The sequence below is a fragment of the Kitasatospora sp. GP30 genome (assembly GCF_029892145.1).
GTDB classification, from domain to species: domain Bacteria; phylum Actinomycetota; class Actinomycetes; order Streptomycetales; family Streptomycetaceae; genus Kitasatospora; species Kitasatospora acidiphila.
Genome location: NZ_JARZAH010000046.1, coordinates 18,720 through 44,552, shown reverse-complemented (window position 1 = coordinate 44,552; position 25,833 = coordinate 18,720). Strand labels below are relative to the sequence as shown.

24 protein-coding genes are annotated in these 25,833 nt (G+C 72.9%); 5 read left to right on the top strand and 19 right to left on the bottom strand.

Going from position 1 to position 25,833, the window contains the following annotated elements; genetic code table 11:
• Positions 1–79 precede the first annotated feature (79 nt).
• Positions 80–1,231 carry a citrate synthase/methylcitrate synthase gene (locus P3T35_RS35610; RefSeq protein ID WP_101381345.1) on the top strand — a complete coding sequence of 384 codons (1,152 nt, stop codon included), beginning with the start codon at positions 80–82 and terminating at the stop codon, positions 1,229–1,231.
• Between the two features lie 10 nt (positions 1,232–1,241).
• Here the strand turns inward: P3T35_RS35610 and P3T35_RS35605 are convergent, their stop codons facing one another.
• Positions 1,242–1,646: a YccF domain-containing protein gene (locus tag P3T35_RS35605; RefSeq protein WP_101381344.1), complete on the bottom strand. Its 405-nt coding sequence runs from the start codon at positions 1,644–1,646 to the stop codon at positions 1,242–1,244.
• A gap of 131 nt (positions 1,647–1,777) precedes the next feature.
• Here P3T35_RS35605 and P3T35_RS35600 point away from each other — a divergent pair, with 131 nt between their 5' ends.
• Both P3T35_RS35600 and P3T35_RS35595 read left to right on the top strand, forming a co-directional pair.
• Complete coding sequence (locus tag P3T35_RS35600) at positions 1,778–2,593, top strand: PP2C family protein-serine/threonine phosphatase (protein WP_101381343.1); 816 nt, start codon at positions 1,778–1,780, stop codon at positions 2,591–2,593.
• Positions 2,594–2,647: 54 nt separating this feature from the next.
• Positions 2,648–3,664 carry an MASE1 domain-containing protein gene (locus tag P3T35_RS35595; protein ID WP_101381342.1) on the top strand — a complete coding sequence of 339 codons (1,017 nt, stop codon included), beginning with the start codon at positions 2,648–2,650 and terminating at the stop codon, positions 3,662–3,664.
• A 126-nt stretch (positions 3,665–3,790) separates the two neighbouring features.
• Here the strand turns inward: P3T35_RS35595 and P3T35_RS35590 are convergent, their stop codons facing one another.
• From P3T35_RS35590 to P3T35_RS35535, 12 genes are all read right to left on the bottom strand, one after another.
• The gene (locus P3T35_RS35590; RefSeq protein ID WP_101381341.1) at positions 3,791–4,087 is read right to left on the bottom strand and encodes a YciI family protein; all 297 of its coding nucleotides are present in this window, start codon (positions 4,085–4,087) and stop codon (positions 3,791–3,793) included.
• 15 nt (positions 4,088–4,102) lie between these two features.
• Complete coding sequence (gene htpX / locus P3T35_RS35585; RefSeq protein ID WP_101381340.1) at positions 4,103–4,960, bottom strand: zinc metalloprotease HtpX; 858 nt, start codon at positions 4,958–4,960, stop codon at positions 4,103–4,105.
• A gap of 141 nt (positions 4,961–5,101) precedes the next feature.
• Positions 5,102–6,616, bottom strand: a complete 1,515-nt coding sequence (locus P3T35_RS35580) for an NADH-quinone oxidoreductase subunit N (protein WP_101381339.1) — start codon at positions 6,614–6,616, stop codon at positions 5,102–5,104.
• Positions 6,617–6,798: 182 nt separating this feature from the next.
• The gene (locus P3T35_RS35575; protein ID WP_101381338.1) at positions 6,799–8,358 is read right to left on the bottom strand and encodes an NADH-quinone oxidoreductase subunit M; all 1,560 of its coding nucleotides are present in this window, start codon (positions 8,356–8,358) and stop codon (positions 6,799–6,801) included.
• A 123-nt stretch (positions 8,359–8,481) separates the two neighbouring features.
• Positions 8,482–10,443, bottom strand: a complete 1,962-nt coding sequence (locus tag P3T35_RS35570; RefSeq protein WP_101381337.1) for an NADH-quinone oxidoreductase subunit L — start codon at positions 10,441–10,443, stop codon at positions 8,482–8,484.
• The gene (gene nuoK / locus P3T35_RS35565) at positions 10,440–10,811 is read right to left on the bottom strand and encodes an NADH-quinone oxidoreductase subunit NuoK (RefSeq protein ID WP_101381336.1); all 372 of its coding nucleotides are present in this window, start codon (positions 10,809–10,811) and stop codon (positions 10,440–10,442) included. The genes P3T35_RS35570 and nuoK overlap by 4 nt, the downstream gene beginning before the upstream one ends.
• 6 nt (positions 10,812–10,817) lie before the next feature.
• Complete coding sequence (locus tag P3T35_RS35560) at positions 10,818–11,480, bottom strand: NADH-quinone oxidoreductase subunit J (RefSeq protein WP_101381335.1); 663 nt, start codon at positions 11,478–11,480, stop codon at positions 10,818–10,820.
• Positions 11,477–11,959 (bottom strand): 4Fe-4S binding protein, encoded by a 483-nt coding sequence (locus P3T35_RS35555; protein WP_101385133.1) that lies wholly within the window; start codon positions 11,957–11,959, stop codon positions 11,477–11,479. Before P3T35_RS35555 ends, P3T35_RS35560 begins: the two co-directional genes overlap by 4 nt.
• A 53-nt stretch (positions 11,960–12,012) precedes the next feature.
• Positions 12,013–12,921, bottom strand: coding sequence for an NADH-quinone oxidoreductase subunit H (locus P3T35_RS35550; protein ID WP_280709198.1), 909 nt, complete (start codon positions 12,919–12,921; stop codon positions 12,013–12,015).
• Between the two features lie 47 nt (positions 12,922–12,968).
• Positions 12,969–14,003 (bottom strand): NADH-quinone oxidoreductase subunit C, encoded by a 1,035-nt coding sequence (locus tag P3T35_RS35545; protein WP_101381334.1) that lies wholly within the window; start codon positions 14,001–14,003, stop codon positions 12,969–12,971.
• Positions 14,000–14,641, bottom strand: coding sequence for an NADH-quinone oxidoreductase subunit B (locus P3T35_RS35540; RefSeq protein WP_101381333.1), 642 nt, complete (start codon positions 14,639–14,641; stop codon positions 14,000–14,002). The genes P3T35_RS35545 and P3T35_RS35540 overlap by 4 nt, the downstream gene beginning before the upstream one ends.
• Complete coding sequence (locus tag P3T35_RS35535; RefSeq protein WP_101381332.1) at positions 14,632–15,048, bottom strand: NADH-quinone oxidoreductase subunit A; 417 nt, start codon at positions 15,046–15,048, stop codon at positions 14,632–14,634. The genes P3T35_RS35540 and P3T35_RS35535 overlap by 10 nt, the downstream gene beginning before the upstream one ends.
• 249 nt (positions 15,049–15,297) lie before the next feature.
• Here P3T35_RS35535 and P3T35_RS35530 point away from each other — a divergent pair, with 249 nt between their 5' ends.
• Positions 15,298–16,473: a sensor histidine kinase gene (locus P3T35_RS35530; protein ID WP_101381331.1), complete on the top strand. Its 1,176-nt coding sequence runs from the start codon at positions 15,298–15,300 to the stop codon at positions 16,471–16,473.
• A 66-nt stretch (positions 16,474–16,539) separates the two neighbouring features.
• On the opposite strand, the gene P3T35_RS35525 is transcribed toward P3T35_RS35530, so the two are convergent.
• Positions 16,540–17,667, bottom strand: a complete 1,128-nt coding sequence (locus P3T35_RS35525; RefSeq protein ID WP_280709190.1) for a trypsin-like peptidase domain-containing protein — start codon at positions 17,665–17,667, stop codon at positions 16,540–16,542.
• A gap of 133 nt (positions 17,668–17,800) precedes the next feature.
• On the bottom strand, positions 17,801–20,263 hold the full coding sequence (locus tag P3T35_RS35520) for a serine/threonine-protein kinase (protein ID WP_280709189.1): 2,463 nt from the start codon (positions 20,261–20,263) through the stop codon (positions 17,801–17,803).
• 405 nt (positions 20,264–20,668) lie between these two features.
• Here P3T35_RS35520 and P3T35_RS35515 point away from each other — a divergent pair, with 405 nt between their 5' ends.
• Positions 20,669–21,316 (top strand): TetR family transcriptional regulator, encoded by a 648-nt coding sequence (locus tag P3T35_RS35515; RefSeq protein WP_101381329.1) that lies wholly within the window; start codon positions 20,669–20,671, stop codon positions 21,314–21,316.
• 204 nt (positions 21,317–21,520) lie between these two features.
• Here the strand turns inward: P3T35_RS35515 and P3T35_RS35510 are convergent, their stop codons facing one another.
• The 4 genes from P3T35_RS35510 to P3T35_RS35495 form a co-directional block, all read right to left on the bottom strand.
• Complete coding sequence (locus P3T35_RS35510) at positions 21,521–22,465, bottom strand: beta-ketoacyl-ACP synthase III (RefSeq protein WP_101381328.1); 945 nt, start codon at positions 22,463–22,465, stop codon at positions 21,521–21,523.
• Between the two features lie 117 nt (positions 22,466–22,582).
• Positions 22,583–23,530 (bottom strand): hypothetical protein, encoded by a 948-nt coding sequence (locus P3T35_RS35505; RefSeq protein WP_101381327.1) that lies wholly within the window; start codon positions 23,528–23,530, stop codon positions 22,583–22,585.
• 94 nt (positions 23,531–23,624) lie between these two features.
• Complete coding sequence (mqnE, locus tag P3T35_RS35500; RefSeq protein WP_101381326.1) at positions 23,625–24,788, bottom strand: aminofutalosine synthase MqnE; 1,164 nt, start codon at positions 24,786–24,788, stop codon at positions 23,625–23,627.
• 54 nt (positions 24,789–24,842) lie between these two features.
• Complete coding sequence (locus tag P3T35_RS35495) at positions 24,843–25,805, bottom strand: threonine/serine dehydratase (protein ID WP_101381325.1); 963 nt, start codon at positions 25,803–25,805, stop codon at positions 24,843–24,845.
• Positions 25,806–25,833: the final 28 nt, after the last annotated feature.

Sequence of the window (25,833 nt, the reverse complement as noted above, 5' to 3'; positions counted from 1 at the left end):
CAATCAACATTGACAATGTAGATCAATGCTCGGAGAGTACAGAACGTCAACCGGAGCACCCAAGAGGAGGGCTGCCGCCATGCCGAGCACCACCGAGATCGAGGTCCCGCGCGGCCTCAAGGGCGTCGTGGTCACCGAGACCGAACTCAGCGACGTCCGCGGGCTGGAGGGCTTCTACCACTACCGCCAGTACTCGGCGATCGACCTCGCCGAGCAGCGCACCCTGGAGGACGTCTGGCATCTGATGCTGCTCGGCGACCTGCCTGACGAGGCCCGCCGCGCCGCCTTCCTGGCCCGCACCGCACCGCTGCGCCGCCTGCCCGAGGCGCTGCGCCCGCTGCTGCCCGCGCTGGCCGCTAGCACTGCGGACGGCGGCCCGCTCGCCGCCCTGGGCGCCGCGCTCTCGGTCGCCGCCGCCGACCGCGGCATCCGGCCGCTCTACGACACCGCGCCCGAACAGCGGCTCGAGGACGCGCTGTTCGCCACCGCGCTGGTGCCCACCATCCTGACCGCGCTGCACCGGCTGCAGCACGGCGAGCAGCCGGTGGAACCGCGCGAGGACCTCGGCTACGCGGCCAACTACCTCTACATGCTCACCGGCGAGGAGCCGGAGCCGGCCAAGGCCCGGGCGATCGAGCGCTACCTGATCTCCACGGTGGACCACGGCTTCAACGCCTCCACCTTCACCGCCCGGGTGATCGCCTCGACCGGCGCCGACCTGGTGGCCTGCCTGGTCGGCGGCCTGGGCGCGCTCTCCGGGCCGCTGCACGGCGGCGCGCCGAGCCGGGCGCTGGACACCCTGGACGAGATCGGCACCCCGGACCGGATCGACGGCTGGATCCGGGAGCACGTCCTGGCCGGCGACCGGATCATGGGCTTCGGCCACCCGGTCTACCGCACCGAGGACCCGCGTTCCCGGATGCTGCGCGGGGTCGCGGAGTCGTTCGGCGGCGAGCTGGTCGACTTCGCCGTCGCCGTGGAGGCCCGGGTGGAGGCGATCCTGGCCGAGCTGAAGCCGGGCCGCGAGCTCCACACCAACGTGGAGTTCTACGCCGGCGTGGTGATGCACCTGTGCGGTCTGCCCAGGGAGATGTTCACCCCCACCTTCGCCGCGGCCCGGGTGATCGGCTGGAGCGCCAACATCCTGGAGCAGGCCGCCGACTCCAAGATCATCCGCCCGGCCGCGCGCTACACCGGTCCGGCCGCCCCGCAGCCGCTGCCGGCGGCCTGACCAGCGGGCCTCAGCGCGCGGCGAACGCCCCGTGCTCAGTGCTGACGACCTCGCGGCCGAACGGGGTGAGCGAGATCGGGATCATCTTCAGGTTCGCCCAGCCGAACGGGATCCCGATGATCGACAGGAAGAGCGGAATGCTGGTGACCAGGTGCCCCAGCGCCAGCCACCAGCCCGCGAGCACCAGCCAGATCACGTTCCCCACGCAGGACGGCGCCCCCGCGTCCGCCCGCACCACCGTGGTCCGCCCGAACGGCCAGAGCATGAACCCGGCCAGGCGGAACGCCGCGATGCCGAACGGAATGGTGATGATCAAGATGCAGCAGACGATCCCGGCGAGCAGGTAGGCGAGCGCCATCCAGAAGCCGCAGAACACCAGCCAGATGACATTGAGCAGGAAGTTGACCAGCTTCATACCCCCACCCTCGCACGCGCAGGGGCCGCGCGGACCGGTTTCGGCGGCGAGTCCCGCTCAGGCAGCCGTCACCCGGGCAGCGGACATACGCTGGCTCTGACCACCCCGCCCCGCCCGCCGTCGGAGGGTCGATGAGCCGACGCCGCCCCGCCAGCCACCCGAGCGCCGACGATCTGCTGACCGAACTCGGTCGGCTGACCGCGCAAGCGCTGGAGCAGGCCGAGCTGCAGCAGGCCCGGGTGGAGCTGGCCGAGGCGCTGCAGCGGGAGCTGCTGCCGTCCGCGCTGCCGCAGCTGCCCGGGCTGCGGGCGGCCGCCCGGTACGCGCCGGCCCGGCACGGCCTGAGCATCGGCGGTGACTGGTACGACGGCTTCCGGCTCCCGGACGGCTCGGTCGCCTTCTCGCTGGGTGACGTCCAAGGCCATGACGTGGAGGCGGCGGCCTTCATGGGCCAGGTCCGGGTCGGGCTGCGGGCCGTGGCGACCATGGCCGCCGACCCGGGCGAGGTCCTCGACCGGGCCAACGACCTGCTGATATCGCTGGACAGCCGGCTCTTCGCCACCTGCAGCTTCCTGCGCTACGACCCGACCAACCGGGATCTGGCGCACGCCCGGGCCGGGCACGTGCCGCCGGTCTGGGCGAACACCGACGGCCGCTGGGGGCACTGCACCGACGAGGGCGGCCCGCCGCTCGGCGTGCTGCCCGGCGAGAAGTACCCGGTGACCCACCACCGGCTGGCCGGGAGCGGGGTCTTCGTGCTGGTCACCGACGGGGTGATCGAGGGGCCCGCGTTCCCGATCGAGGCGGGCCTGGACCGGGTGGCGGCCGTGCTGCGGGCACGGGTGGCGGACGAGCCCGGTGAGCTGGCCACCGAGTTGCTGCGGGTGGCCGACCTGACCGGGCACACCGACGACGCCGCCGTGCTGGTGCTGCGCTACGACGACTAGCGCCACCGCGGGCCGCGCGTGTCACGGCCGCCATCGCCGCCCGGACGTAGTCTGATGACTGCTGTGCCGCCGATCACCGCGCCCAGCTACCGCGACCTCCGCCAGCCGGCCGTGACCGCCGTGCGCCTGCTCGCGGTGGCCGCGGTCTACCTCGCCGCCGGTCGGCTGGGCCTGCTGCTGCAGGTGGTGGTCGCCGGGGCGAAGGTCACCCCGCTCTGGCCGCCGACCGGGATCGCCGTCACCTGCCTGCTGCTGTTCGGGCTCGGCATGTGGCCGGGCGTGGCGCTGGGCGCCTTCCTGGTGATCATCTCCAGCGGCCCGCCGCACCTGGGCTCCATCGGCATCGTGGCCGGGAACACCCTGGCTCCGGTGGCCGCCTGCCTGATGCTGCACCGGGCCGGGTTCCGGATCGAGCTGGACCGGCTGCGCGACGGGGTGGCGCTGGTCTTCCTGGGCGCGTTCGGTGCGATGCTGATCAGCTCCAGCGTCGGCACCGCCTCGCTGATCCTCGACGGCACGCTGCCGGCCGCCGACTTCTGGTCCACTTGGTCGGCCTGGTGGACCGGCGACGCGATGGGCGTGCTGGTGTTCACCCCACTGCTGCTGGCGCTGCGCACCGTGCGGCTGCCCACCGCACCGGGACCGTGGGACTGGGTGGAGCCGACCCTGCTGCTGGCGGGCACCGCCGCCGTCACCGTGATCGCCACCTCCACCACCCTGGGCCTGCTCTTCCTGGTCTTCCCGTTCCTGATCTGGGCCGCACTGCGGTTCCAGCTGATCGGCGCGGCACCCTGCGTCCTGCTGGTCTCGGTGCTCACCGTCGCGGCGGCCACCGACCACGCCGGGCCGTTCGCCCACCACGGGCTGGTCGCCGACATGGTGATCCTGCAATTGCTCAACGGCTGTGCCGCGCTCACCGGGCTGCTGCTGTCCGCGATCATCGCCGAGCAGCGCAACACCTACCAGCGGATCGAGCAGGCCTGCATCCAGCTGGCCGAGGTGGTGCACCGGCTGGCCCCGAGCGAGGCCACGGCCCGCTGGCTGCCGCCCGAGGACGGCAGCCGGCGGTAGCCCCCGAGCCCGCGGGGCCACGAGGCCACGAGGCCACGAGGCCACGAGCACGATCGGGTCGGTCAGCGCCGCCATCGGCCCCCAGGGCAGGCTCGGCCCCATGGTGTGACCGTTTCACCGGACGGGCTACACCACCGGCTCGCGCAGCGCCTCCAGGCCCGGCCCGGTCATGGTCGGAGTGAACTCCACCACCTGGTACTCGGCGGCCTGGGCCCGGTGGAAGGGGTCGGTGGCGAGCACCTCGTCCAGCGCGGCCCGGTCGGCGGCCCGGACCAGCAGCACCCCGCCGGTGCGCGGCACCCGGCGGCCGGAGGCCAGCAGGGTGCCCGCCGCGTACTGCTGCTCCAGCCAGGAGACGTGCTCGGGCAGCAGCTCGTCGATGATGTCCAGCGGCACGGTGTAGGTCAGGGTCACGATGAACACGTCGGACTCCAGGGGTCAGCGGCCGGCCATCCGCTCCAGCCGATCGATGCGCTCGCGCATCGGGGGGTGGGTGGAGAACAGCCGGGATCCGGCCTCCCCCGGGCGAAACGGGCTAGCGATCATCATATGACTGGCCGTCTGGATCCGTGGCTCGGGCGGCAGCGGCAGCCGCTGGGTGCCGATCTCCAGCTTGCGCAGCGCACTGGCGAGGGCCAGCGGGTCGCCGGTGATCCGGGCTCCGTCGGCGTCGGCCTGGTACTCCCGGGAGCGGCTGACGGCCAGTTGGATCAGGGTGGCGGCGATCGGACCCAGGATCATGATGGCGAGTATGCCGAAGAGCCCGGGCCCGTTGTCGTCCTCGTCACGGCCGAACGGGATCAACCAGGCGAAGTTCACCAGGAACATGATCACCGAGGCCAGCGCTCCGGCCACCGACGAGATCAGGATGTCGCGGTTGTAGACATGGCTGAGTTCATGGCCGATCACCCCGCGCAGCTCCCGCTCGTCCAGCAGCTGCAGGATGCCGTCGGTGCAGCAGACCGCGGCGTTGCGCGGGTTGCGGCCGGTGGCGAAGGCGTTCGGGGCGGGGGTCGGCGAGATGTACAGCCGGGGCATCGGCTGCCGGGCCGAGGTGGAGAGCTCGCGGACGATCCGGTAGAGCCCGGGCGCCTCGATCTCGCTGACCGGGCGGGCCCGCATGGCGCGCAGCGCCATCTTGTCGCTGTTCCAGTAGGCGAAGCCGTTGGTGGCGAGCGCCACCGCCAGACCGATCAGCAGCCCGTTCCGTCCGAAGAAGCTGCCGATCACCAGGATCAGGGCCGACAGGGTGCCGAGCAGCACGGCCGTTCTGAGTCCGTTGTGGTGGCGGTGCACGGCAGCCCCTCCAGATGGTGCGGTGGGAAGCCCTCTGTCTCATCCCTCGGTCATACCGACAACGGAGGAGATCACGGCCCGGGTTCCCTTCCTCGCATGTCGGGAGCCGGATCGCACGCAGAGCATCCGCCACCTGGCGGCTCAGAACAGGCTGCCGCTGACCACCTGGAGCACCAGCTGGGGGGCGACGGAGAGCACCACCGCGCCGGCGGCGGTCAGGCCCAGGGTGGCGGCCAGCGGCGCCGGCGCCCGGGTCGGCTCGACTGCCTGGCCCGGTGCGAAGAGCTTCGCCAGCCACAGCAGGTAGTAGTACAGCGCGATCACCACATTGACGGCCATGATGACCGCGAGCCACCCCAGACCGGCGTTCACCGCCGCCTGGAAGACCACCACCTTGCCGAACAGACCCACCACGCCCGGCGGCAGCCCGGCCAGGCAGAGCAGGAAGAAGGCCAGCGCCAGCGCGGCCCAGCGGTTCCGGGCGAACAGGCCCCGGTAGTCGTCCAGCCGGTTGGCGGGGCTGGTCCGGGCGACCAGCGCGGCCACGCCGAAGGCGCCCAGGTTGACCAGCCCGTAGATCAGCGCATAGGCGAGGGTCGCGCCCAGCGGGTGCGGGGTGCCCGCGTAGCCGGCCGCCGCCAGCGGCACCAGCAGGTAGCCGGCCTGCGCCACCGAGGACCAGGCCAGCAGCCGCACCGCACCCTGCGCCGAGTCGGAGCGCTGGCGCAGCGCGGCGGTGTTCCCGGCCGTCATGGTCACCGCCGCCAGCACCGCGAGCAGCAGACCCCAGGTGTGGCCGTAGGGCCGCAGGCCGATGCTGGTGACCAGCGCCAGACCGGCGAAGCCGGCCGCCTTGCCGACCACCGAGAGGTAGCCCGCGACCGGGATCGGGGCGCCCGCGTAGGTGTCCGGCACCCAGAAGTGGAACGGCACGGCGGCCACCTTGAAGGCGAAGCCCACCAGCGCCAGCATGGCCCCGGCCTCGGCCAGCGGCTTCAGCCGGCCCGGCAGCCCGGTCAGCCCGTGGGCCACCGCGTCCAGTTGCAGGCTGCCGGTGGCCGCGTAGAGGAAGCCGACGCCGAGCAGCATCACCGCCGTCGCGGTGACCGAGGAGAGGAAGAACTTCAGCGCCGCCTCACCGCCGCGGGCGTCCCGCTTGAGCGCGACCAGTGCGAAGGACGGGAGCGAGACCACCTCCAGCGCCACCACCAGGGTCGCGAGGTCCCGGGCGGCGGGCAGCAGCGCCGCCCCGGCCGCGCTGCTGAGCAGCAGGAACCAGTACTCACCGGCCGGCAACCGGTCGTCGGCCACCGTGCTGAGCGACAGCAGCGCGGCGATCAGCGCACCACCGAGCGCCAGCAGCTGGAACGCCAGCGCGAAGTGGTCGGCCGTGTAGGAGCAGCCGGCGCCGGGGAAGCAGAAGGTCGACCTGGTCCGGCCGGTCAGCGGCAGCAGCGCCACCAGCGAGCCCAGCAGGCCCAGCACGGTCAGCGGGCCGAGCAGCCGCTTGCGGGCCTCGGGCAGCAGCAGGTCGGCGAGCAGCACCAGCAGCGCGGCCGCCGCCGCGATCAGCGGCGGGGCGATCGCCACCCAGTCGACCGACTGGATCAGCGAGCCGGCGTGCGGCAGGGCGAGGTCCATCAGATGAGTGCGCATCGGCTGGGACCCTCCGGGAACTGGGGGGTGGGTGAAGGAGCGGCGTCCGGGCCGAGTCTGGGCGGTGCCGACGAGGGAGTCCATGCGGAGCGTCGGCGACTGAGGAGAAGCCGTCCAGGCGAGAGTCCGGGCGTCGCGACGCCGCCCCCCAGTTCCCGGAGGGTCTGCGTGGTCGTCATCGGTCAGCCCACCCCCAGCAGCTGCTTGACCACCGGCGTGGAGAGGGTGAGCAGCAGCGCCGGCCAGAGCCCGGTCACCACGGTGAGCGCGGCCAGCGGGGTCCAGCTGACCGCCTCGTAGCCGCGCAGCTCGGCGGGCGCGGCGACGGTCGGCTGCTTCGGGTCGCCCATGCAGACCCGGCGCACCACCTGCAGCAGGTAGGCGGCGGTCAGCAGGGTGCCGAGGCCGGCCAGCACCATGTAGGTGAGGAACGCGGAGCGGGACAGGCCGGCAGCGGGCTGGAAGGCACCGAACATCGCCAGCAGCTCGCCCCAGAAGCCGGCCAGGCCCGGCAGGCCCAGGCTGGCCACGGCGGCGAAGGCCAGCAGCGCGCCCAGCCGGGGCGCCCGGCCGTAGAGCGCGGCGCCGGTCTCACCTGACAGGGCGTCCAGGTCCGACGTCCGGTAGCGGTCCTTCAGCGAACCGACCAGGAAGAACAGCAGGCCGGTGATCAGGCCGTGGGCGATGTTGGCGAACAGCGCGCCGTTGACGCCCACCGGGGTGAGCGAGGCGATGCCCAGCAGCACGAAGCCCATGTGGCCCACCGAGGAGTAGGCGATCAGCCGCTTGAGGTCGCCCCGGCGCCCCGGCCGGGCCAGCGCCAGGCAGGCCAGCGAGCCGTAGACGATGCCGACGGCGGCCAGCGCCCCCAGGTAGGGGGCGAAGGTCGCGGTGCCGTCCGGCACGATCGGGAGCAGCACCCGGACCAGGCCGTAGGTGCCCATCTTCAGCAGCACGCCGGCCAGCAGCACCGAGCCGACCGTGGGCGCCGAGGTGTGCGCGTCCGGCAGCCAGCTGTGCAGTGGCCAGGCCGGCGCCTTGACGGCCAGGCCGAGGCCGATCGCCAGTGCCGCCAGCACCTGGGTGGAGTGCGACAGGCCGTGGCCGTGCGCGGCGGCCAGCGCCGTCATGTCGAAGGTGCCGGCCTTCAGCCCGACCAGCAGGAAGCCGAGCAGCATCACCGCCGAACCGAGCAGCGTGTAGAGGATGAACCGGTTGGCCGAGGGCACCTTGGCCCCGCTCCCCCAGCGCGCGATCAGGAAGTACATCGGGACCAGCACGATCTCGAACGCCAGGAAGAACAGCAGCAGGTCCAGCACCGTGAAGGTGGCCAGCATGCCCACTTCCAGCAGCAGGAAGATCCCGGTGAAGGCCCGCGCCGACGGGGTGCCCTCGGCGGTCGGCCGCCGCTTGAGCGAGTAGATCGCGCAGAGGAACGTCAGCAGCGCGGTGAGCACCACCAGCGGCAGCGAGACGCCGTCCACCCCGAGGTGGAACCGCACCCCGAGCGCCGGGATCCAGCGCACGTCGACGACGGCCTGCATCCGGCCCGGGTGCCCGTGGTCGAACCCGGCCGCCAGCGCCACCGCGAGGGCCAGCACCAGGCCGGTGACCACCGCGTTGAAGCCGAGCGCGCGGCGCTCCCTGGTCTCCTCGTCCGGGCCGAAGGCGGTGGCCGGGGCGAGCGTGGCGGCGGCCCCCAGCAGCGGCAGCAGCAGGAGCGCGATGAGGAGCGCGGTCATCGGGGACTCCCGAGGGCGAGGGACGGACGGTGGAACGGCTGCCCGGTCATGCGCCCGCCTCGCAGAGCTCGGCGGGGGCGTTCGCCCGGGCGCACCTTTCGATGATGAGCTCGCTTCGCTCGCTCATGTACCGACCGCCACGAAGACCGCGATCAGCACCACGCCGGCCAGCAGCGCGCTCAGGTAGGTCTGGGCGTTGCCGGTCTGGCTGCGCCGCACCACCCAGCCGAGCACCTTGGCCGCGCCGCCCGAACCCTGGACGTAGCCCTCGACCACCTCGCGGTCCAGGAACTTCACCAGCTCGGCGGCGGCCACCGTCGGACGGACGAAGAGCACGCTGTACAGCCGGTCCACGAAGAAACCGTGCTGCGCCGGGCGGTACAGCGGGCCGAGCAGCGCCCGCCCGGGGTCGGCGACGCCCTTGGCACGGGCGGTGACCGTGCGCCAGGCGGCCCAGCAGATCAGCACGCCGGCCACGGCCAGCCCGGTGCCGACCACCGCGGTGGGCAGCGAGGGGCGCAGCGAGCCGCCGTCCAGCAGCTTGGGCAGCCACTGGGGGCTCAGCCCGGTCACGCCGAAGCCGATCGTCGGGATGGCCAGCACCCAGAGCGGCCAGCGCATCGCGGCGGGCTCGGCGTGCCCCGGGGCGACCTCGTCGAGCTCGGGCGAGTAGGGCGCGCCGGCCTCGGGGCCGCCGTTCGGGGCAGCCGCCGCGACCGCCTTGGCCGGGAAGGCCAGCAGCCACAGCCGGGTGGCGTAGGCGGCGGTGAGCACCGCGGTGAGCCCGGCGGCGATCAGTACGATCCAGCCGGCGGCGTGCGGCACCGCGCTCGCCGGGCCGACGCCGTTGGTCAGCGCGTTCCCGTCGGCGGCGTGCTCGGCGGCGGTGAAGACCGCCTCCTTGCTGAAGAAGCCGGAGAACGGCGGCAGGCCGACCAGCGCGACCAGGCCGATGCCGAGGGTCCAGCGGGCGTCCGGCACCCGGTCGCGCAGTCCGGGGGTCCTGGCCATCGCGGTGAGCGAGTTGGTGTGGGCGGCGTGGATCAGCACGCCGGCCGACAGGAAGAGCAGGGCCTTGAAGGCGCCGTGGCTGACCAGGTGGAAGACGGCCGCCTCGCGGTCGCCGCTGGCCAGCGCGCCGGCCATGTATCCGAGCTGGCCGACGGTGGAGTAGGCGAGCACCCGCTTGATGTCGTCCTGGGCCAGCGCGCACAGTGCCGAGCCGATCATGGTGACGGCGGCCAGCACCGCCAGCACCACCAGGGCGGCGCCGGAGAGCAGGAAGACCGGGAGCAGCCGGGCCACCAGGTAGATGCCGGCCGCGACCATGGTGGCCGCGTGGATCAGCGCGGAGACCGGGGTGGGGCCGGCCATCGCGTCCGGGAGCCAGGTGTGCAGCGGGAACTGCGCGCTCTTGCCGGCCACCCCGGCGAGCAGCAGCAGGGCGATCAGGGTGGGGTGGTGCAGCTGCCCGTGGGCGGCGGCGGCCAGCACGCCGGAGATCTGGAACGTGTGCGCGTCGCCGGCCAGCAGGAAGATGCCGAACAGGAACGGCACGTCGCCCAGCTTGGTGACCAGGAAGGCCTTGAGCGAGGCGGCCCGGGCGTCCGACGTCTCCCAGTGGTGGCCGATCAGGAAGTACGAGCAGATGCCCATGACCTCCCAGCCGACCAGCAGCACCACGAGGTCGCCCGAGTAGACCACCAGGAACATCGCGGCGGTGAACAGCGAGACCAGCGCCGCGTAGGACGGGTAGCGCGGGTCGGCCTTGAGGTAGGCGGTGGAGTAGATCTGCACGCAGGTCGCGACCAGGCCGACCAGCACGGTGATCAGCGAGGTGTAGCCGTCCAGGTGCAGGGCCAGGTAGATGCCCGGGCCGCCGGTCGGAGTGAGCAGGGTGGCGGCGTTCAAGGTCCGGCCGGTGCCCAGCTGCAGCGCGGCGATGAGGGCCAGCACGGCGGCGGCCAGCACCGGCAGGATCGCCAGCGGGCGGGTCCAGCCGGGTGCCCGGCGGCCGGTGGCGAAGATCGCGGCAGCACCGAGCGCGGGCAGCGCCGGAACGAGCGCGGGGACGGCGATGTTCACAGAGCCTGGCCCTTCGACACGGCGTCAGGTGCGGGTTCGGCCTGGGCCGGGATCTCGGCGGCGCGGTCGCCGAGCGCGGTGATCCGGTCCACGTCGGCGCTGCCGCGGGTCCGGAAGACCAGCAGCACGATGGCCAGGCCGAGGCCGATCTCGGCCGCCGCCACCGTGATGGTGAACAGGGTGAGCGCCTGCCCGGCGTGCAGCGAGTCGCGCAGCCAGGCGTCGAAGGCGACCAGGTTCAGGTTGACGGTGTTGAGCATCAGCTCGACCGACATCAGCACCAGCACGGCGTTGCGCCGGGCCAGCACACCGTAGACGCCGATGCCGAACAGCAGCGCGGCGAGGACGACGGGGTAGGCGAGGTGCATCGGCGATCAGCGCTCCTGCTGCGTCGAGGGCCGGGTCGTCGGCCGGGTCGAGAGCTGGGGGCTGCGCAGCTTCCCGGCCCGGGGCTTGGCGGCGCCGCCGTTGCCGGTGCGGGAGATCACGACGGCGCCGACCAGCGCGGCCAGCAGCAGCACCGAGAGCGCCTCGAAGGGCAGCACCCAGTAGCGGAACAGGCTGGCGCCGACGGCCGCGGTCGAGCCGCCGCCGCTGCCGAGGTCGATCCAGGAGGTGCGGAAGGCGTCCACCACCAGGGTCACCAGGGTGGCCGCGGTGGCGAGGGCGACCCCGAGCGCGACCCAGCGGTTGCCCGAGTCGGCATCCGGCGAGCGGCCGATCGGGGCCTTGGTGAGCATCAGTCCGAAGAGCACCAGCACCACCACCGAGCCCAGGTAGATCAGCACCTGCACCCAGGCCACGAACTCGGCGGTGAGCAGCAGGAACTCCACCGCCAGGCCGCCGAGGGCGACCACCAGCCAGAGCGCGGCGTGCACCAGCTGCTTGGTGGTCACGGTGAGCAGGGCGGCGCCCAGCACGGCGAGGCCGACCAGCACGAAGACGATCTCCACCCCGGTCGGGGAGAGGAAGCCCCGGGTGGCGGGGGCCAGCGAGCCGGAGGCGGCCAGCACCCGGTCGGTCAGCAGCGAGGTCATGACGCATCACCGGCCGCGGCGGCCGCCTTCTCCGCCGCCTTGCGGGCTGCGGTGATCTCCTTGGGGTCCTCGGCCGCGGGGTCGAGGGCCGGCGGGGGCGGCACCGTCCACATCCACTCGCGCAGCTTGTCGCGCTCGTGGGTCAGCTCCAGGATGTCGGTCTCGGCGTACTCGAACTCCGGGGACCAGAAGAGCGCGTCGAACGGGCAGACCTCGATGCAGATCCCGCAGTACATGCAGAGCGAGAAGTCGATGGCGAACCGGTCCAGCACATTGCGGGTGCGGGCCCGGGCGTTCGGGTCGGCCGCCGGGAGGGTCTCCTTGTGCGAGTCGATGTAGATGCACCAGTCCGGGCACTCCCGGGCGCAGAGCATGCAGACCGTGCAGTTCTCCTCCAGCAGCCCGATCACCCCGCGGCTGCGCGGCGGCAGCAGCGGCTGGGCGTCCGGGTACTGCGCGGTGACGGACTTGCGGGTCATGGTGCGCAGGGTGACGGCGAGGCCCTTGGCCAGGCCGGAGCCGGGGAGGTTCACTAGGAGATCGCCACCTTAATGATGCCGGTCAGGGCGAGCTGGAGGAGCGCGAGCGGGATCAGCACGGTCCAGGCGAAGCGCATCAGCTGGTCCTCGCGCAGCCGCGGGAAGGTGACCCGGGCCCAGATCACCACGAAGGCGAGCGCGAAGGTCTTCAGCAGCGTCCACAGCCAGCCGAGGCTGTCCGGCAGCGGGCCGTGCCAGCCGCCCAGGAAGAGCACCGCGGTGAGCGCGGAGAGCACCAGGATGCCGCCGTACTCGGAGAGCAGGAAGAACGCGAAGCGGATGCCGGTGTACTCGGTGTAGGCGCCGAAGATGATCTCCGAGTCGGCCACCGGCATGTCGAACGGCGGCCGCTGCAGCTCGGCGAGGCCGGCCGTGAAGAAGACGAAGGCGCCGATCGCCTGCCACGGCACCCACCACCAGTGGAAGGCGCCCAGGATGCCGGTCAGCGAGACGGTGCCGGCCGCCATCGCCACCGAGGCGGCGGCCAGCAGCATCGGCAGCTCGTACGACATCAGCTGGGCGGCCGTGCGCAGACCGCCGAGCAGCGAGAACTTGTTGGCCGAGGCCCAGCCGGCCATCAGCGAGCCGAGCACGCCGATGCCCATCACGGCGAGCACGAAGAAGATACCGGCGTCCACCGCCTGCCCGACGAAGCCGTGCGGGCCGACCGGGATGGCCAGCAGCACCACCAGGTAGGGCAGCAGTGCGACCGCGGGGGCCAGCTGGAAGACGCGGCGGTCGGCGCCGGCCGGGACCACGTCCTCCTTCTGCGCGAACTTCACGCCGTCGGCCACCAGCTGGGCCCAGCCGTGGAAGCCGCCCGCGTACATCGGACCGAGCCGGCCCTGCATGTGGGCCATCACCTTGTGCTCGGTCTGGCCGATCACCAGCGGGAGGGTCATGAAGACCACCAGCACCGCGACGCAGCGCAGCAGCGTGTCGAGCAGGTTCACGCGCTGTCTCCGTTCTGGGTGTCCTCGGGGGCCTGGGTGTCCTCGGGGGTCGGCTTCTCGGGTTCGGCAGCCGGCGCACCGGACGTCGGCGCATCGGACGTCGGCGCATCGGACGTCGGCTCCGCCGACTTCTCGGGCTTGGCCGAGGTCGAGGGCTCGTCGTAGGCGGGCACCGGGGAGTGCCACGGGGCGTCCGCGCTCTGCGTCCGGGCCACCTTGGGCGCCTCGGTCGCTGGCGCCCCGGCGGCGGGCGCCTCGGTGCCGGGCGCCTCAGCGGGCTTGTCGGCGGGTGCGGCCTGGCTGGCCGAGCCGTCGGTGATGCTGCGGTTGCGCCGCGGCCGGTCCGCCCGAACCGGGCGGGCGCCCTCGGCGCCGGCCGCCGCTCCCGCCCCCGCCGCCGCTGCCGCGCGCGGCCCGCGAGCCGCCCGCGCCGGGCGCTCGGCGACCGGCGGCAGGGTGCCCTTGAGCGGACCCCACTCGTTCGGGTCGGGCACCCCGGCCGGCTGCATCTTGCGCCGCGCGGGCCCGTCCCCGTGATCGCTCTCGCCGGGCTCCTTGGCGCCCGGCCAGGCCTTGGCGACCCGGGCCGCCAGCACGAACTCCTTGCGCAGCGGGTGGCCCTCGAAGCCGTCCGGCAGCAGCAGCGGCGCCGGGTGCGGATGCCCGGTGAACTCGATGCCGAACATCTCGAAGGTCTCGCGCTCGTGCCAGCCGGCCCCGGCGTAGACCCCGACGGCGGTCGGCAGCGCGGCACCGTCGCGCGGCACCCGGGTGCGCAGCAGCAGGTGCCGCACCGTCCCGGGCTCGCCCACGGCGGCCAGGTGGGCGCTGACCGAGAAACCCTCGGCCAGCTCGTCCACCGCACTCAGCCAGTCGAAGAAGGCCAGCCCCAAGCCGTCCCGGGCCGCGGTCAGCGCCTCGATCCAGTGCTCGGCGGGCACATCGACGGTGAGCAGCTCATATGCCTCGGCGGCCGTCGCCCACGGGCCGACGGCGGCGGCGGTCCGCTCCGGATCCAGTGCGGCGGTCACTGCGCACCCCCGGGGCCGGGCAGCAGCGGGCGGCGCAGCGCACCGGTCGAGGGCCCGGTGTAGCGCTCGGCCAGCGACTCCTCGGCGATCTTCTCCTGCAGCTTGAGGATGCCCTGCAGCAGCGCCTCGGGCCGCGGCGGGCAGCCGGGCACGTAGACGTCGACCGGGATGATCTGGTCGACGCCCTTGGTGACCGAGTAGGAGTCCCAGTACGGCCCGCCCGAGTTGGAGCAGGCGCCGAACGAGATGACGTACTTGGGCTCCGGCATCTGCTCGTAGAGCCGCTTGACGGCGGGCGCCATCTTGTCCGTCACGGTCCCCGAGACGATCATCAGATCGGCCTGCCGGGGGCCCGGGGCGAACGGGATCACGCCCATCCGGATGAAGTCGTGCTTGGCCATCGAGGCGGCGATGAACTCGATCGCGCAGCAGGCCAGGCCGAAGTTGAAAACCCAGAGGCTGTAGCGGCGCCCCCAGTTGAGCACCATCTTGACCGGGTCCGGGGCGAGCCGGGCCAGCGGGCCGAGCCGGCGCTGCTCCAGCGCCCCCGGGCCGGGCCGGGCCGGGTCCGGCAGTCCGAGCGGCACCGGGCCGTCCGCCGAGCCGTGGCTGTGGCTGTGGCTGTGGGTCACGTCCATTCCAGAACGCCCTTCTTCCAGGCGTAGAGCAGCCCCACCGCGAGGAAGCCGAGGAAGACGAACATCTCCACCAGCGTCCCCGCGCCGTAGCCCGCGGCGGCGAACACCGTCGCCCACGGGAACAGGTAGATCGCGTCCACCGCGAAGATCACATAGAGGAAGGCATAGATGTAGTACCGGATCTGGGTGTGCGCCCAGCCCTCACCGACCGGGTCCACGCCGCACTCGTAGGTGAGCAGCTTCTCCGGTGAGTAGATCACCGGGCGCAGCAGCCGGTTGGCGCTGAACGCGACCGCCACGAACAGCACTCCGACCACCGCGAGCAGGCCGATCGCCGCATAGGCGTCGTAGTACCCGCTCCCCAGCGTGGGGTCGGCCGCGAGGGCGGCGGCCCGTGGCCCCTCCATGCGTACGCCTCCAGCGGTTTTTACCTGATCCATAACCTTCGGTATGGCGTGAGTCTATGACCACTGCCATGGTCCCTCGGCACCCTGCCCGACCTGCGAGACGATCCGCAAGACGATCTCCATGTCCCGTCAAGTCCGGCGCGGTGGGGTTAACCCCCCACAACTTCGGGCGCCGACCCCCGTGCGCCGGGCGGCCGGGACCCGCCAAGCTTGGCTGCCTCAGCCATACGAACGAATGGACGGCAGACGATGGCCAGACCGCTCTACGGTGCGCAGATGTGGCGCGAGGCCCGCCACCACCTGCTCGGCCTGCCCTTCGGCATCGCCGGCTTCCTGTTCACCGTGGTCACCTTCTCGGTGGGCACCTCGCTGAGCGTCACCGTCATCGGGCTGCCGATCCTCGCGGCCGGTCTGCGCGGCTGCCGACGGCTCGGCGCCGTGGCCCGCCGCCGGGCCCGGGTCGCGCTCGGCGCCCGGGTCGAGGAGCCGGAGCCGCTGCGGCCGCCGTCCCGCCCCGGCACCGCGGGCCGGGTGATCGCCGCGCTGGCCGACGGCCTGAGCTGGCGCTCGGCGCTCTACTGCCTGCTGATGCTGCCCTGGGGGATCATCAGCTTCACCGTCACGCTGACGCTGCTGGTGGCGTGCTTCCCGCTGCTGCCGTTCGCCGTGCGCTATCTGGCGGTGGCCCACCGGGTGCTGGTGGAGCTGCTGCTGGCGCCGAGCGCGCTGACGGCGCGGGTGCGCGAGCTGGAGGAGGACCGCGGCGCGGTGGTCGACACCGCCGCCGCCGACCTGCGCCGGATCGAGCGGGACCTGCACGACGGCGCCCAGGCCCGCCTGGTGGCGCTGGCCATGGACCTGGGCCTGGCCAAGGAGAAGCTGCTGGACACCGAGCTGTCGCCGGAGCAGGCCTCGGCCGCGCAGATGGTCGGCTCCGCCCACGGCGAGGTGAAGCTGGCCCTGCAGGAGCTGCGCGATCTGGCCCGCGGCATCCATCCGGCGGTGCTCACCGACCGCGGCCTGGACGCGGCGCTCTCCTCGGTGGCGGCCCGCTGCACGGTGCCCGGCGGGGTGCGGGTCAACGTCGACCTGTCCGGCCCGGACGGCACCCCCGAGCGCCCGGACTCGGCGGTCGAGGGGATCGCCTACTTCACCGTCAGCGAGCTGCTCACCAACACCTCCAAGCACGCCGCCGCCCGGCACGCCGCGGTGGACGTGTGGCGCTCGGCGGACCGGCTGATGCTCCAGGTCAGCGACGACGGCCGGGGCGGGGCCGATCCGCGGCCCGGCGGCGGGCTGGCCGGTCTGGCCGAGCGGGTCGGCTCGGTGGACGGGGTCTTCCTGGTCCAGAGCCCGGCGGGCGGCCCCACCACGGTGACCGTGGAGCTGCCCTGGCGCACCCGGGCGGCGCGCGCCGCCCGCTGACCCGGCGTACCACGGTCCGGCGGCCGCCCTTGCGCGGTACGCCGCCGGACCTGCTCCGACGGGGGCTCAGGAACCGAGCGTCCCCAGGGTGATGTTCGCGGTCATCGTCTGGCCGTTCCGGGTGTAGGTGACGGTGACGCTGGAGCCCGGCGTCAGCGAGGCCAGCGCGGTGGTCAGGTCGCTCAGGTCGGTGATCTGGGTGCCGCCGACCTTGGTGATCACGTCGCCGGGCTGCATGCCGGCGTTGGCGGCCGGCCCGCCCGAGGCGGCGTTGACCACCAGCACGCCGGCCGGCTTGAACTCGTTGGTGTAGTAGGTGCGGGCGCTGATGCCCAGCGCGGCCCGGCCGGAGTTGGTCACCTTGCCGTTCGCGATCAGCTGGTCGGCGATGCTGGTGATGGTGGCGCTGGGGATCGCGAAGCCGATCCCGGGGGCCGCGCTGCCGTTCAGCTGCTCGTCCACCGCGGCCAGCGTGTTGATGCCGATCACCTGGCTGGAGAGGTTCACCAGCGCACCACCGCTGTTGCCGGGGTTGATCGCGGCCGAGGTCTGCACCATGTTGCCGATGGTCGCGCCGGGCGAATCGGTGGTCTTGGGTTCGGTGACGGTCCGTCCGGTCCCGGAGACGATGCCCTCGGTGACGCTGCTGGACAGGCCCAGCGGGCTGCCCATGGCGAGGGTGATCTGGCCGAGCTGGACCTTGCCGCTGTCCCCGAAGACGGCGGGCTTCAGGCCGCTCGGCGGGCTGCTGAGCTTGATCACCGCGAGGTCGTCGTCGGGGTAGCTGCCGACCAGGGTGGCGTCCAGCAGGCTGGTGCTGTTGGCCAGGCTCACCTGGAAGCTGCTGGCGCTACCCACCACATGGGCGTTGGTGACGATGTCGCCCTTGCTGTCGTAGATGATCCCGGAGCCCAGCCCGGAGGCGGTGGTGATCTGCACCACCGAGGGCAGCACCTGGGCGATCACCTGCTCGTAGTCGTTCTGCAGCTGGTTGCTGGCGGTGGGCGCCGGCGAGGAGCCGCCGCTCGGGGTGGCGGTGCTGGCCGTGGAGGACGAGGACTTGCTGGAGCTGGTGCAGCCGCCGAGCGCCAGCACGGCACTGAGGGCCAGCACGGCCGCGGGCAGCGCGGCCCTGGGGCCGGTGGGGCGGGGGCCGGACGGGCTCGGGCGGGTGGGATCCTTCGTGGGCTGCACCTGGACTGCCTCCGGTTCCGGACATACGGCGTGCTGGCCCGGCCAAAGCCGGGCTTTGTCAGCATTTCACCGATATGTCCGATTCCTCGGCAGGGCACGCCGCCCTCCCGGCCGGCCACCGCCCCGAACGGCCTTACCGCTGCTCCGGAACGGCCGTCCCGTAGACCGCGTCCAGCGCGTAGACGCAGCGGTCCTTGCTGCTCACGAAGACCCGGCCCAGCGCGGCCACCGGAGACCCCGTCAGCTCGCCCTTGGTGCCCAGCTCCCAGCGCAGCCGGCCGGTCGCCAGGTCCACGGTGTGCAGCGAGTGGTCCCGGCTGCCCAGGTGCACCAGGCCGTCGGCCACCGCGGGCGCGCCGACCACCTCGCCGCGCGCCGAGTAGCGCCACAGCTCCCGCCCGTCCGCGGTGTCGAAGGCGTAGAGGGTGTCCCCGCTGGCGATCAGCGCGGTCCGCCCGGCCAGCACCACCGGCTCGGCCCCCTGCCGGCTGGCCGTGCGCGCCTGCCAGCGCACCCGGCCGGTCGCCGCGTCCAGCGCGTAGAGGGTGCCCAGGTAGTCGGCGACGTAGACGGCGGGCGACGGGCCGTCGTCCAGCACCGGCGGCGTGAACAGCACCACCGGGGCGTCGAACCGCCAGCGCTGCGCGCCGCCGGCCGCGTCCAGCGCGTACACCGCGGAGCCGGCGGTCACCAGCACCTGGCCGCCGCGCACCGCGGGGCGCGAGGGCACGTCCTCGCCGACCGGGAAGCTCCAGCGCGGCAGCCCGCCGCGGGCGTCCACGCAGCGCAGCCGGCCGCCGCCGTAGTAGTAGGCCGCGCCGCCGACCAGCGCCGGGCCGGACTGCGGGTTCTCGTAGTCCTGCTGCGCGTCCTCGGCCCGCCACAGCTCGGCGCCATTGGCGCTGGAGCGCGCCTGCACCCCGCCGCCGCGCAGCCCGCAGAGCAGCACGCCGTCGGCGGCGTCCAGCGAGTAGACCCAGCCGTCCAGCGAGGTCCGCCAGCGCTCGGCGCCGTCGGCCACGTCCACCGTGTAGAGGTGCGGGCCGTCGGCCGCGTGCAGCCGCCCGGCGTCCACCGCGACCGCCCAGGCCACGTCGCGGGTCTTGTAGCGGCGCCGGCCGGTGGCGATGTCCAGCGCGTGCACCTCGAAGCTGGAGATGAACAGGATGCCGTCGGCCACCAGCGGGGTGCCCCAGACGTCGTTGGACATCCGGAACCGCCAGGGCCGCCAGCGCCCGCCGGCCGGCTCCGGCGCCGGTTCGGCCGGCGCCGAGCCGCCGTCGGTCGCCCCCGACGCCCGGCGGACCCAGTCGGTGCCGATCGGGGCACCGGCCTGCCCGGCGTCGGTGTGCGCCTGCGGGCCGGGTCCTATCCGCACCGGACCGCCGGACAGCTGGATCTCCTGGACCGGGTCGCGCCGGTGCCGCCGGGCGCCCAGCTTGGCGGTGACCGGCTCGCCGTCCGGCCCGGCCGTGCCGGCCGTGCCGTGCGCGCCGGTCCGCGGGTCCAGCGTCTGCGCCCGGGACGGCTGCGCCGGCGCGCCCCACTGGCTCTCGGCCGCCCGCGGTCCGGCGTGCGCACCGTTCGGCGGGGTGTTGGCCAGATAGGGCGCGGGCACCACCGGCGGGGCGCTCGGCACCGGCGGCAGTGGGGCCTCGGGCGCCGGAGTCGGCGGCGCGGGCGGCTGGGCGGCCGGCCGGGCGGAGGCGGGCCGCCGGCGACGCTCGATCAGCTCCAGCGCGGTGGGCGGCAGCCAGTCGCCGCCCTCCTCCCCCGCGCCGTCCCGGGAGAACAGGTGCGGCGCCAGCTCGGCCTGGATCTGCGCGGGCGTCGGCCGGTGCTCGGGGGCCGGCCGCATGCAGGCCTGCACCAGGTCGGCCAGCTCGGCCGGCAGCCCGGTCAGGTCGGGCTCCTCGCGCAGCAGCTTGAAGACGGTCTCCACCGGGTTGCCACCGCGGAACGGCGGATGCCCGGTGGCGCAGAAGACCAGCAGCGAGCCGAGCGAGAACACATCGCTGGCGCCGGTCACGCTGCGGCTGTCCTTGGCCTGCTCCGGCGACATGTAGGCGGGCGTGCCGACCGCCACATTGGTCATGGTCAGGCGACTGGTCGAGACGCCGGCGGCGATCCCGAAGTCGATCACCCGCGGGCCGTCCTCCACCACCAGCACATTGGACGGCTTGAGGTCGCGGTGCACCAGGCCGGCGGCGTGGATGGACTGCAGCGCCTCCGCGATGCCGGCGACCAACCAGCGCACCGCGTCGACCGGCAGCGGCCCGCTCTCCTCGACCAGGTCCTCCATCGAGGGGGCCGGCACGTAGGCGGTGGCGAGCCAGGGCACCCGGGCGTCCGCGTCGGCGTCCACCACGGCCGCGGTGTAGAAACCGCCGACCGTCTTGGCCGCCGCGATCTCCCGGGCGAACCGGACCCGGAACAGCTCGTCCTCGGCCAGTTCGCCGCGCACCGTCTTGATCGCCACCCGGCGGCCGGAGGCGGACCGTGCCAAATACACCAGCCCCATCCCGCCGGCGCCGAGCCGCCCGAGCACCTCGAAGGGCCCGATCCGTCTCGGATCCTGCGCCGTCAGCTGGTCCACTCGGCTGCCACCTCCCCGTCCGCGCGCCACCCTCCCCCAGCCTTCGGCCGGGAGGTGCCCCCAGTGGGGCCGGGACCGATTCTCCAATGCCCCCGCCGTCTGAGCCAATCTCCCCCCACCGCTGCGGCCCCGCCGTGTCGCGTACCGCCGTCGCGTTCCGGCCACCTCGTCAGCTCGATGGCACCCGGCCGGATCTGACGGGCTTTCCGGCGTCACCGCATTCATGTGCCGCGCTACTCAGAGCAACCCGAGTCCCCTTCAGCCCACACGCCGTCACTCTGTGCCGCCATCAGCACACGGGGGGGCTTCGAATATCCCTATCACCTACCCGATAACCACCCCCCGGGCGGACTAATAGTCGCATCACCGAATCGCGCCATGATCGGTGCGCGGTAAGCTGACGGCATGACAGGACAAGTTCGCACCGTCGACGGTCGCGTCGCCGGGCGACGCGGACAGGAGACGCGGCAGAAGCTGCTCGACTGCCTCCGCGAGATGCTCAGCACGTCGCCGTACCGGGACGTCAAGGTCATCGACGTCGCCCGTATGGCGGGTACCTCCCCCGCGACCTTCTACCAGTACTTCCCGGATGTCGAGGGCGCCGTCCTCGAGATCGCCGAGGAAATGGCCAAGGACAGCGTCGAGCTCAAAGAGCTCATCGACGGAAAGTCCTGGGCAGGAAAGTCCGGCGCCACCACCTCCGAAGAACTGGTGGACGGATTCCTCGCCTTCTGGCGCAAGAACGATGCCATTCTGCGAGTGGTCACGCTCGGTGCCGCCGAAGGGGACAAGCGGTTCTTCAAGATCCGCATGACCGTCCTCAACTCGGTCGCCAAGCCGCTCGCGGATGCCATCAAGGAACTCCAGGCCAAGGGCCAGGCCGACAAGGCGCAGGACGCCGCGGCCGTGGCCGGGTCCCTGATCTCGCTGCTCGCTTCGGCGGCCGAGCACCAGAAGGCCTTCACCTCCTGGGGCGTCAAGGTCAAGGACCTCAAGCCAACCCTCGCCCCGCTGGTCTACCTGGGCATCACCGGCAAGAAGGCGCCCCGGTAGTCCGGCCCACCATCCGAACGGAACCGAGCAGTACCAACCGAACATCGTGCTCGCGCGTGGCCCCGGCCTCCTGTCCGGTGGAACGTCGGGCGGCGGCCGTGTCCTCGGGGGAGGTTCGCCGACGTACCGCAGCGCGCCGGCAGACGACGGCGGTGCGAGGCCCTGGCAGGGCCCCGCACCGCCGTCGCATTGTCCGCGCCCCGGTCAGGGGCAGCGCACCACCTGGCCGGCGTAGGCGAGGCCGCCGCCGAAGCCGAAGAGCAGCACCGGGTCGCCCGTGGTCAGCTCGCCGCGCTCGGCCAGCTTGCTGAACGCCAGCGGGATCGAGGCCGCCGAGGTGTTGCCGGAGTCGACCACGTCGCGGGCGATCACCGCGTCGGTGGCCCCCAGCTTGTTGGCGATCGCGTCGATGATCCGCAGATTGGCCTGGTGCGCCACGAAGCCCTTGAGCTCGCTCGGCTCGATCCCGGCCCGCTCGCAGGCCTGCCGGGCCAGTGGCGCGATCTTCGTGGTGGCCCACCGGAACACCGCCTGCCCCTGCTGGGCGATCACCGGCTGCCAGCCGGTGATGGTCACCGCGTCGCCCTTCTCCGGCTCCGAGCCCCACAGCACCGGGCCGATGCCCGGCTCCGCCCACTCCGGCTGGGCCACGACCACCGCCGCGCCCGCGCCGTCGGCGAAGATCACCGCGGTGGAGCGGTCGGTCCAGTCGATGGTGTCGCTCATCTTCTCGGCGCCGATCACCAGCGCCCGCGTGGCCGCGCCGGCCCGGATCGCGTGGTCGGCGGTGGCCAGCGCGTAGGAGAAGCCGGAGCAGACCGTGTTGATGTCGTAGGCGGCCGGCGTGCTGATGCCCAGCCGGGCCGCGACCGCGCAGGCGGTGTTGGGGCTGCGCTCGAAGGCGGTGCAGGTGGCGACCACCACCAGGTCGATCTCGGCGGGCGTCAGCCCGCTCGCGGCCAGCGCCTTCTGGGCGGCCTCGGTGGCCAGGTCGACCAGGGTCTCGTCCTGGGCGATGTGCCGCTGCCGGATCCCGACCCGGCTGCGGATCCACTCGTCGTTGGTGTCCAGCACCGCGGCGAGGTCGTCGTTGGTGACGACCTTGGGAGGCTGGTAGTGGCCAAGCGCGACGATGCGGGAACCGGTCATGATCCCACTCAACCCGGTTACTCGCGCGTCAGCCGGTCAGCGCCAGTGACAAGTTCCGGTGGCCAGGGCTGTAGAAGGCGAACAACACCCCTTGCCGCGCCTGGGCCGTCCGATTCCTCAGGTTGCGAGCGAGGCCGTGTCCCCCATCACGATGACCGGGTGGGCCGCCGGGTCCAGGGTCCGCACCAGCTCAGCCATGTGGTCCTCGGCGATCGAGACGCAGGCGTGGGTCGGGCCGCCGTGGTCGACGTGCAGCCAGACGCCGCCGCCCCTGGCGGTGCCCAGCGGCTCGCGCGGGTCCAGCGGGGAGCTGCCGGTGACCCGGTTGTAGTCGATCGCCACCACGTAGTCGAACGCGCCGGCCAGCGACTCGCCGTTGAAGCCGGTGCCACCCGCCACGAAGTCGCTGTCCTGGTGGTAGGGCAGTTTGCTGCCCGGGTCCGACTTCAGGCCGCCCGCGTCGCTGAGGGTGAAGACGCCGATCGGGCTGCGCAGGTCGCCGTTGCGCTTGTCGGTGCTCCAGCCCTGGTCGCCGTTGTGTGCGGGCCAGCTGACCCCCGGGCGCCAGCGGCCGTCCGGGGTGCGGCTCCACAGCGTCACGGTGGTGGCCGAGGAGTTCTTGTCGGAGCCGGAGGCCAGCACCACCTGGTTGGCCTCGGCCGGGATCTTGGCGGCGAAGGTCGGCCCCAGGCCGGGGATGGCCGCGAAGGTGCCGTCCGCGCGGTCCGAGCGGTCCGCCGCCGGGGTCTCGGTGTGCGGGTCGGGCGAGGCGGCCGCGGTCGGCCCGGCCGCGGACTGCCCCGGCCCCGGCTGCTGGGGCGCGGCCTGCGGCAGCGCGGACGGACGGCCGTGCGCGGCGAACGCGCCGCCCGGCCCCAGCACGAACCAGCCCGCGGCGGCCGCCGCCAGCACCACCGCGGTGCCCGGCAGGGCCCGGCTGCGACGCTTCGGCTTGCGCCGGCGCCCGCCGGCCCGCGCCCGCGGTCCGGGGGCCGCGCCCGCCTGGTCGGCCCCCGAGGGGGCGTTGGTTCGGCGTCGGCCGGCTGCACGATGGGATCCGGACATGTCGGAGATCATCCCAAACCGATAACCGATCGGTAAACCCGGCCTGCCCTAAATCCTTGTGAAACGACATCAGGGCAGGTCACAGGGGTGGGACTCAGAGACGCATCGCCTGCGGAACATCACGGCGGCCGAGCTCCGGGCCGTCGTACTCCCGGATGACCTCGTAGCGGGTGTTGCGCTCGACCGGCCGGAAGCCGGCGTCCCGGATCAGGTCGAGCAGGTCGTCACGGCCCAGCTTGTTGGGGGTGCCGAAGTTGTCCGCGTCGTGCGTGATCTTGTACTCGACCACCGAGCCGTCCATGTCGTCCGCACCGTGGCTGAGCGCCAGCTGCGCGGTGGTGACGCCGTGCATCACCCAGAACACCTTGACGTGCGGCACGTTGTCGAAGAGCAGCCGGGAGACCGCGAAGGTCTTCAGCGCCTCGGCGCCGGTGGCCATCTCGGTGCGCGCCATCAGCCGGTTGCGGACCACGCCGTCCTTGGAGTCGTGGAAGTCGTGCTGGTAGCGCAGCGGGATGAAGACCTGGAAACCGCCGGTCTCGTCCTGCAGCTCACGCAGCCGCAGCACGTGGTCCACCCGGTGCCGGGGCTCCTCGATGTGCCCGTAGAGCATGGTGCAGGGGGTCTTCAGGCCCTTGCTGTGCGCCAGCCGGTGGATCCGCGACCAGTCCTCCCAGTGGGTCTCGTGGTCGACGATGTGCTGGCGGACCTCCCAGTCGAAGATCTCCGCGCCACCGCCGGTCAGCGACTCCAGGCCGGCGTCGATCAGCTCGTCCAGGATCTCACTGGCACTCAGCCCGCTGATCTTCTCGAACCAGTGGATCTCGGTGGCGGTGAACGCCTTCAGCGAGACGTTCGGCAGCGCCGCCTTCAGCTCGCGCAGGCTGCGCGGGTAGTAGCGCCAGGGCAGCGTGGGGTGCAGGCCGTTGACGATGTGCAGCTCGGTCAGCGACTCGCTCTCCATCGCCTTGGCGAGCCGCACCGCCTCCTCGATCCGCATCGTGTAGGCGTCCTTCTCGCCCGGCTTGCGCTGGAACGAGCAGTACGCGCAGGAAGCGGCGCAGACGTTGGTCATGTTCAGGTGGCGGTTGACGTTGAAGTGGACGACGTCGCCGTTCTTCCGCGTCCGCACGTGGTGGGCCAGGCCGCCCAGCCAGGCCAGATCGTCGCTCTCGTAGAGCGCGATGCCGTCCTCGCGGGTCAGGCGCTCGCCCGCGTAGACCTTCGCCTCCAGCTCGCGCTTCAGCCCTGCGTCCATGCGGTGCCCCGCCTCCTGTGTCCTGCCGTTCAAAGTCCGGACACGAGACTACGCCTATGCCGTCAGCAGCTCGGACAGCAGCGTCGGTTCGATGTTGCCGCCGCTGACCACGGCTGCGAACACCCGGCCGCCCAGCTCGTCCGCGCGGTGCAGGTAGGCGGCCGTCGCCACCGCGCCGGAGGGCTCGGCGACCAGCCGGCCGCGCCGGGCCAGCACCGCCACGGTGTCCCGGATCTCCTGCTCGCTCACCGTCACTATGTCGTCCGCATAGGCCTGCAGGTGCTCGAACGGCAGCACCCCGACGCAGACGTTGCGCAGCCCGTCGGCGATCGTCCGGTAGGTGTCGGCGACCGGCCAGGGCGTCCGGGCGCCGGCCCGCAGGCTGGCCTGGGCGTCGGCGGCCAGCTCCGGCTCCACCCCGATCACCCGCACCCCGGGGGTGGTCAGCTTGATCGCCGCCGCGACACCGCTGATCAGCCCGCCGCCGGAGACCGGCACCAGCACGGTGTCCAGCTCGTCGGGGGCGTCCTCGCCGATCTCCAGGCCGACCGTGCCCTGCCCGGCGATGATGTACGCGTCGTCGAACGGCGGCACCCAGACGTAGCCGTGGCGCTCGCTCAGCTCGGCCGGCACGCTCTCCCGCTCCTCGGGCGACACCATGATCACCTCGGCGCCGTAGGAGCGGGTGCTCTCGACCTTGACGGCCGGGGAGCCCTCCGGCATCACGATCACGGCCTTGATCCCGAGCAGTTCGGCCGCGTAGGCGACCGCCTGGGCGTGGTTGCCGCTGGACTGGGCGACCACCCCGCGGCCCCGCTCCCGCTCGGTCAGCGCGGCCAGCCGGTTGTAGGCACCGCGGATCTTGAAGGCGCCCGTCGGCTGGAGGTTCTCCGGCTTCAGCCAGAGCCGGCGGGTGCCCGCTGCCGCCCACGGGCAGGGCATCAGCGGGGTGCGGACCGCCACCCCGGCGATCCGCCGCTGGGCCGCCCGCAGCTCCTCCAGACTCACCAGCGCCATCGGTGCCACGCCCCCTTCTCGATCGTCC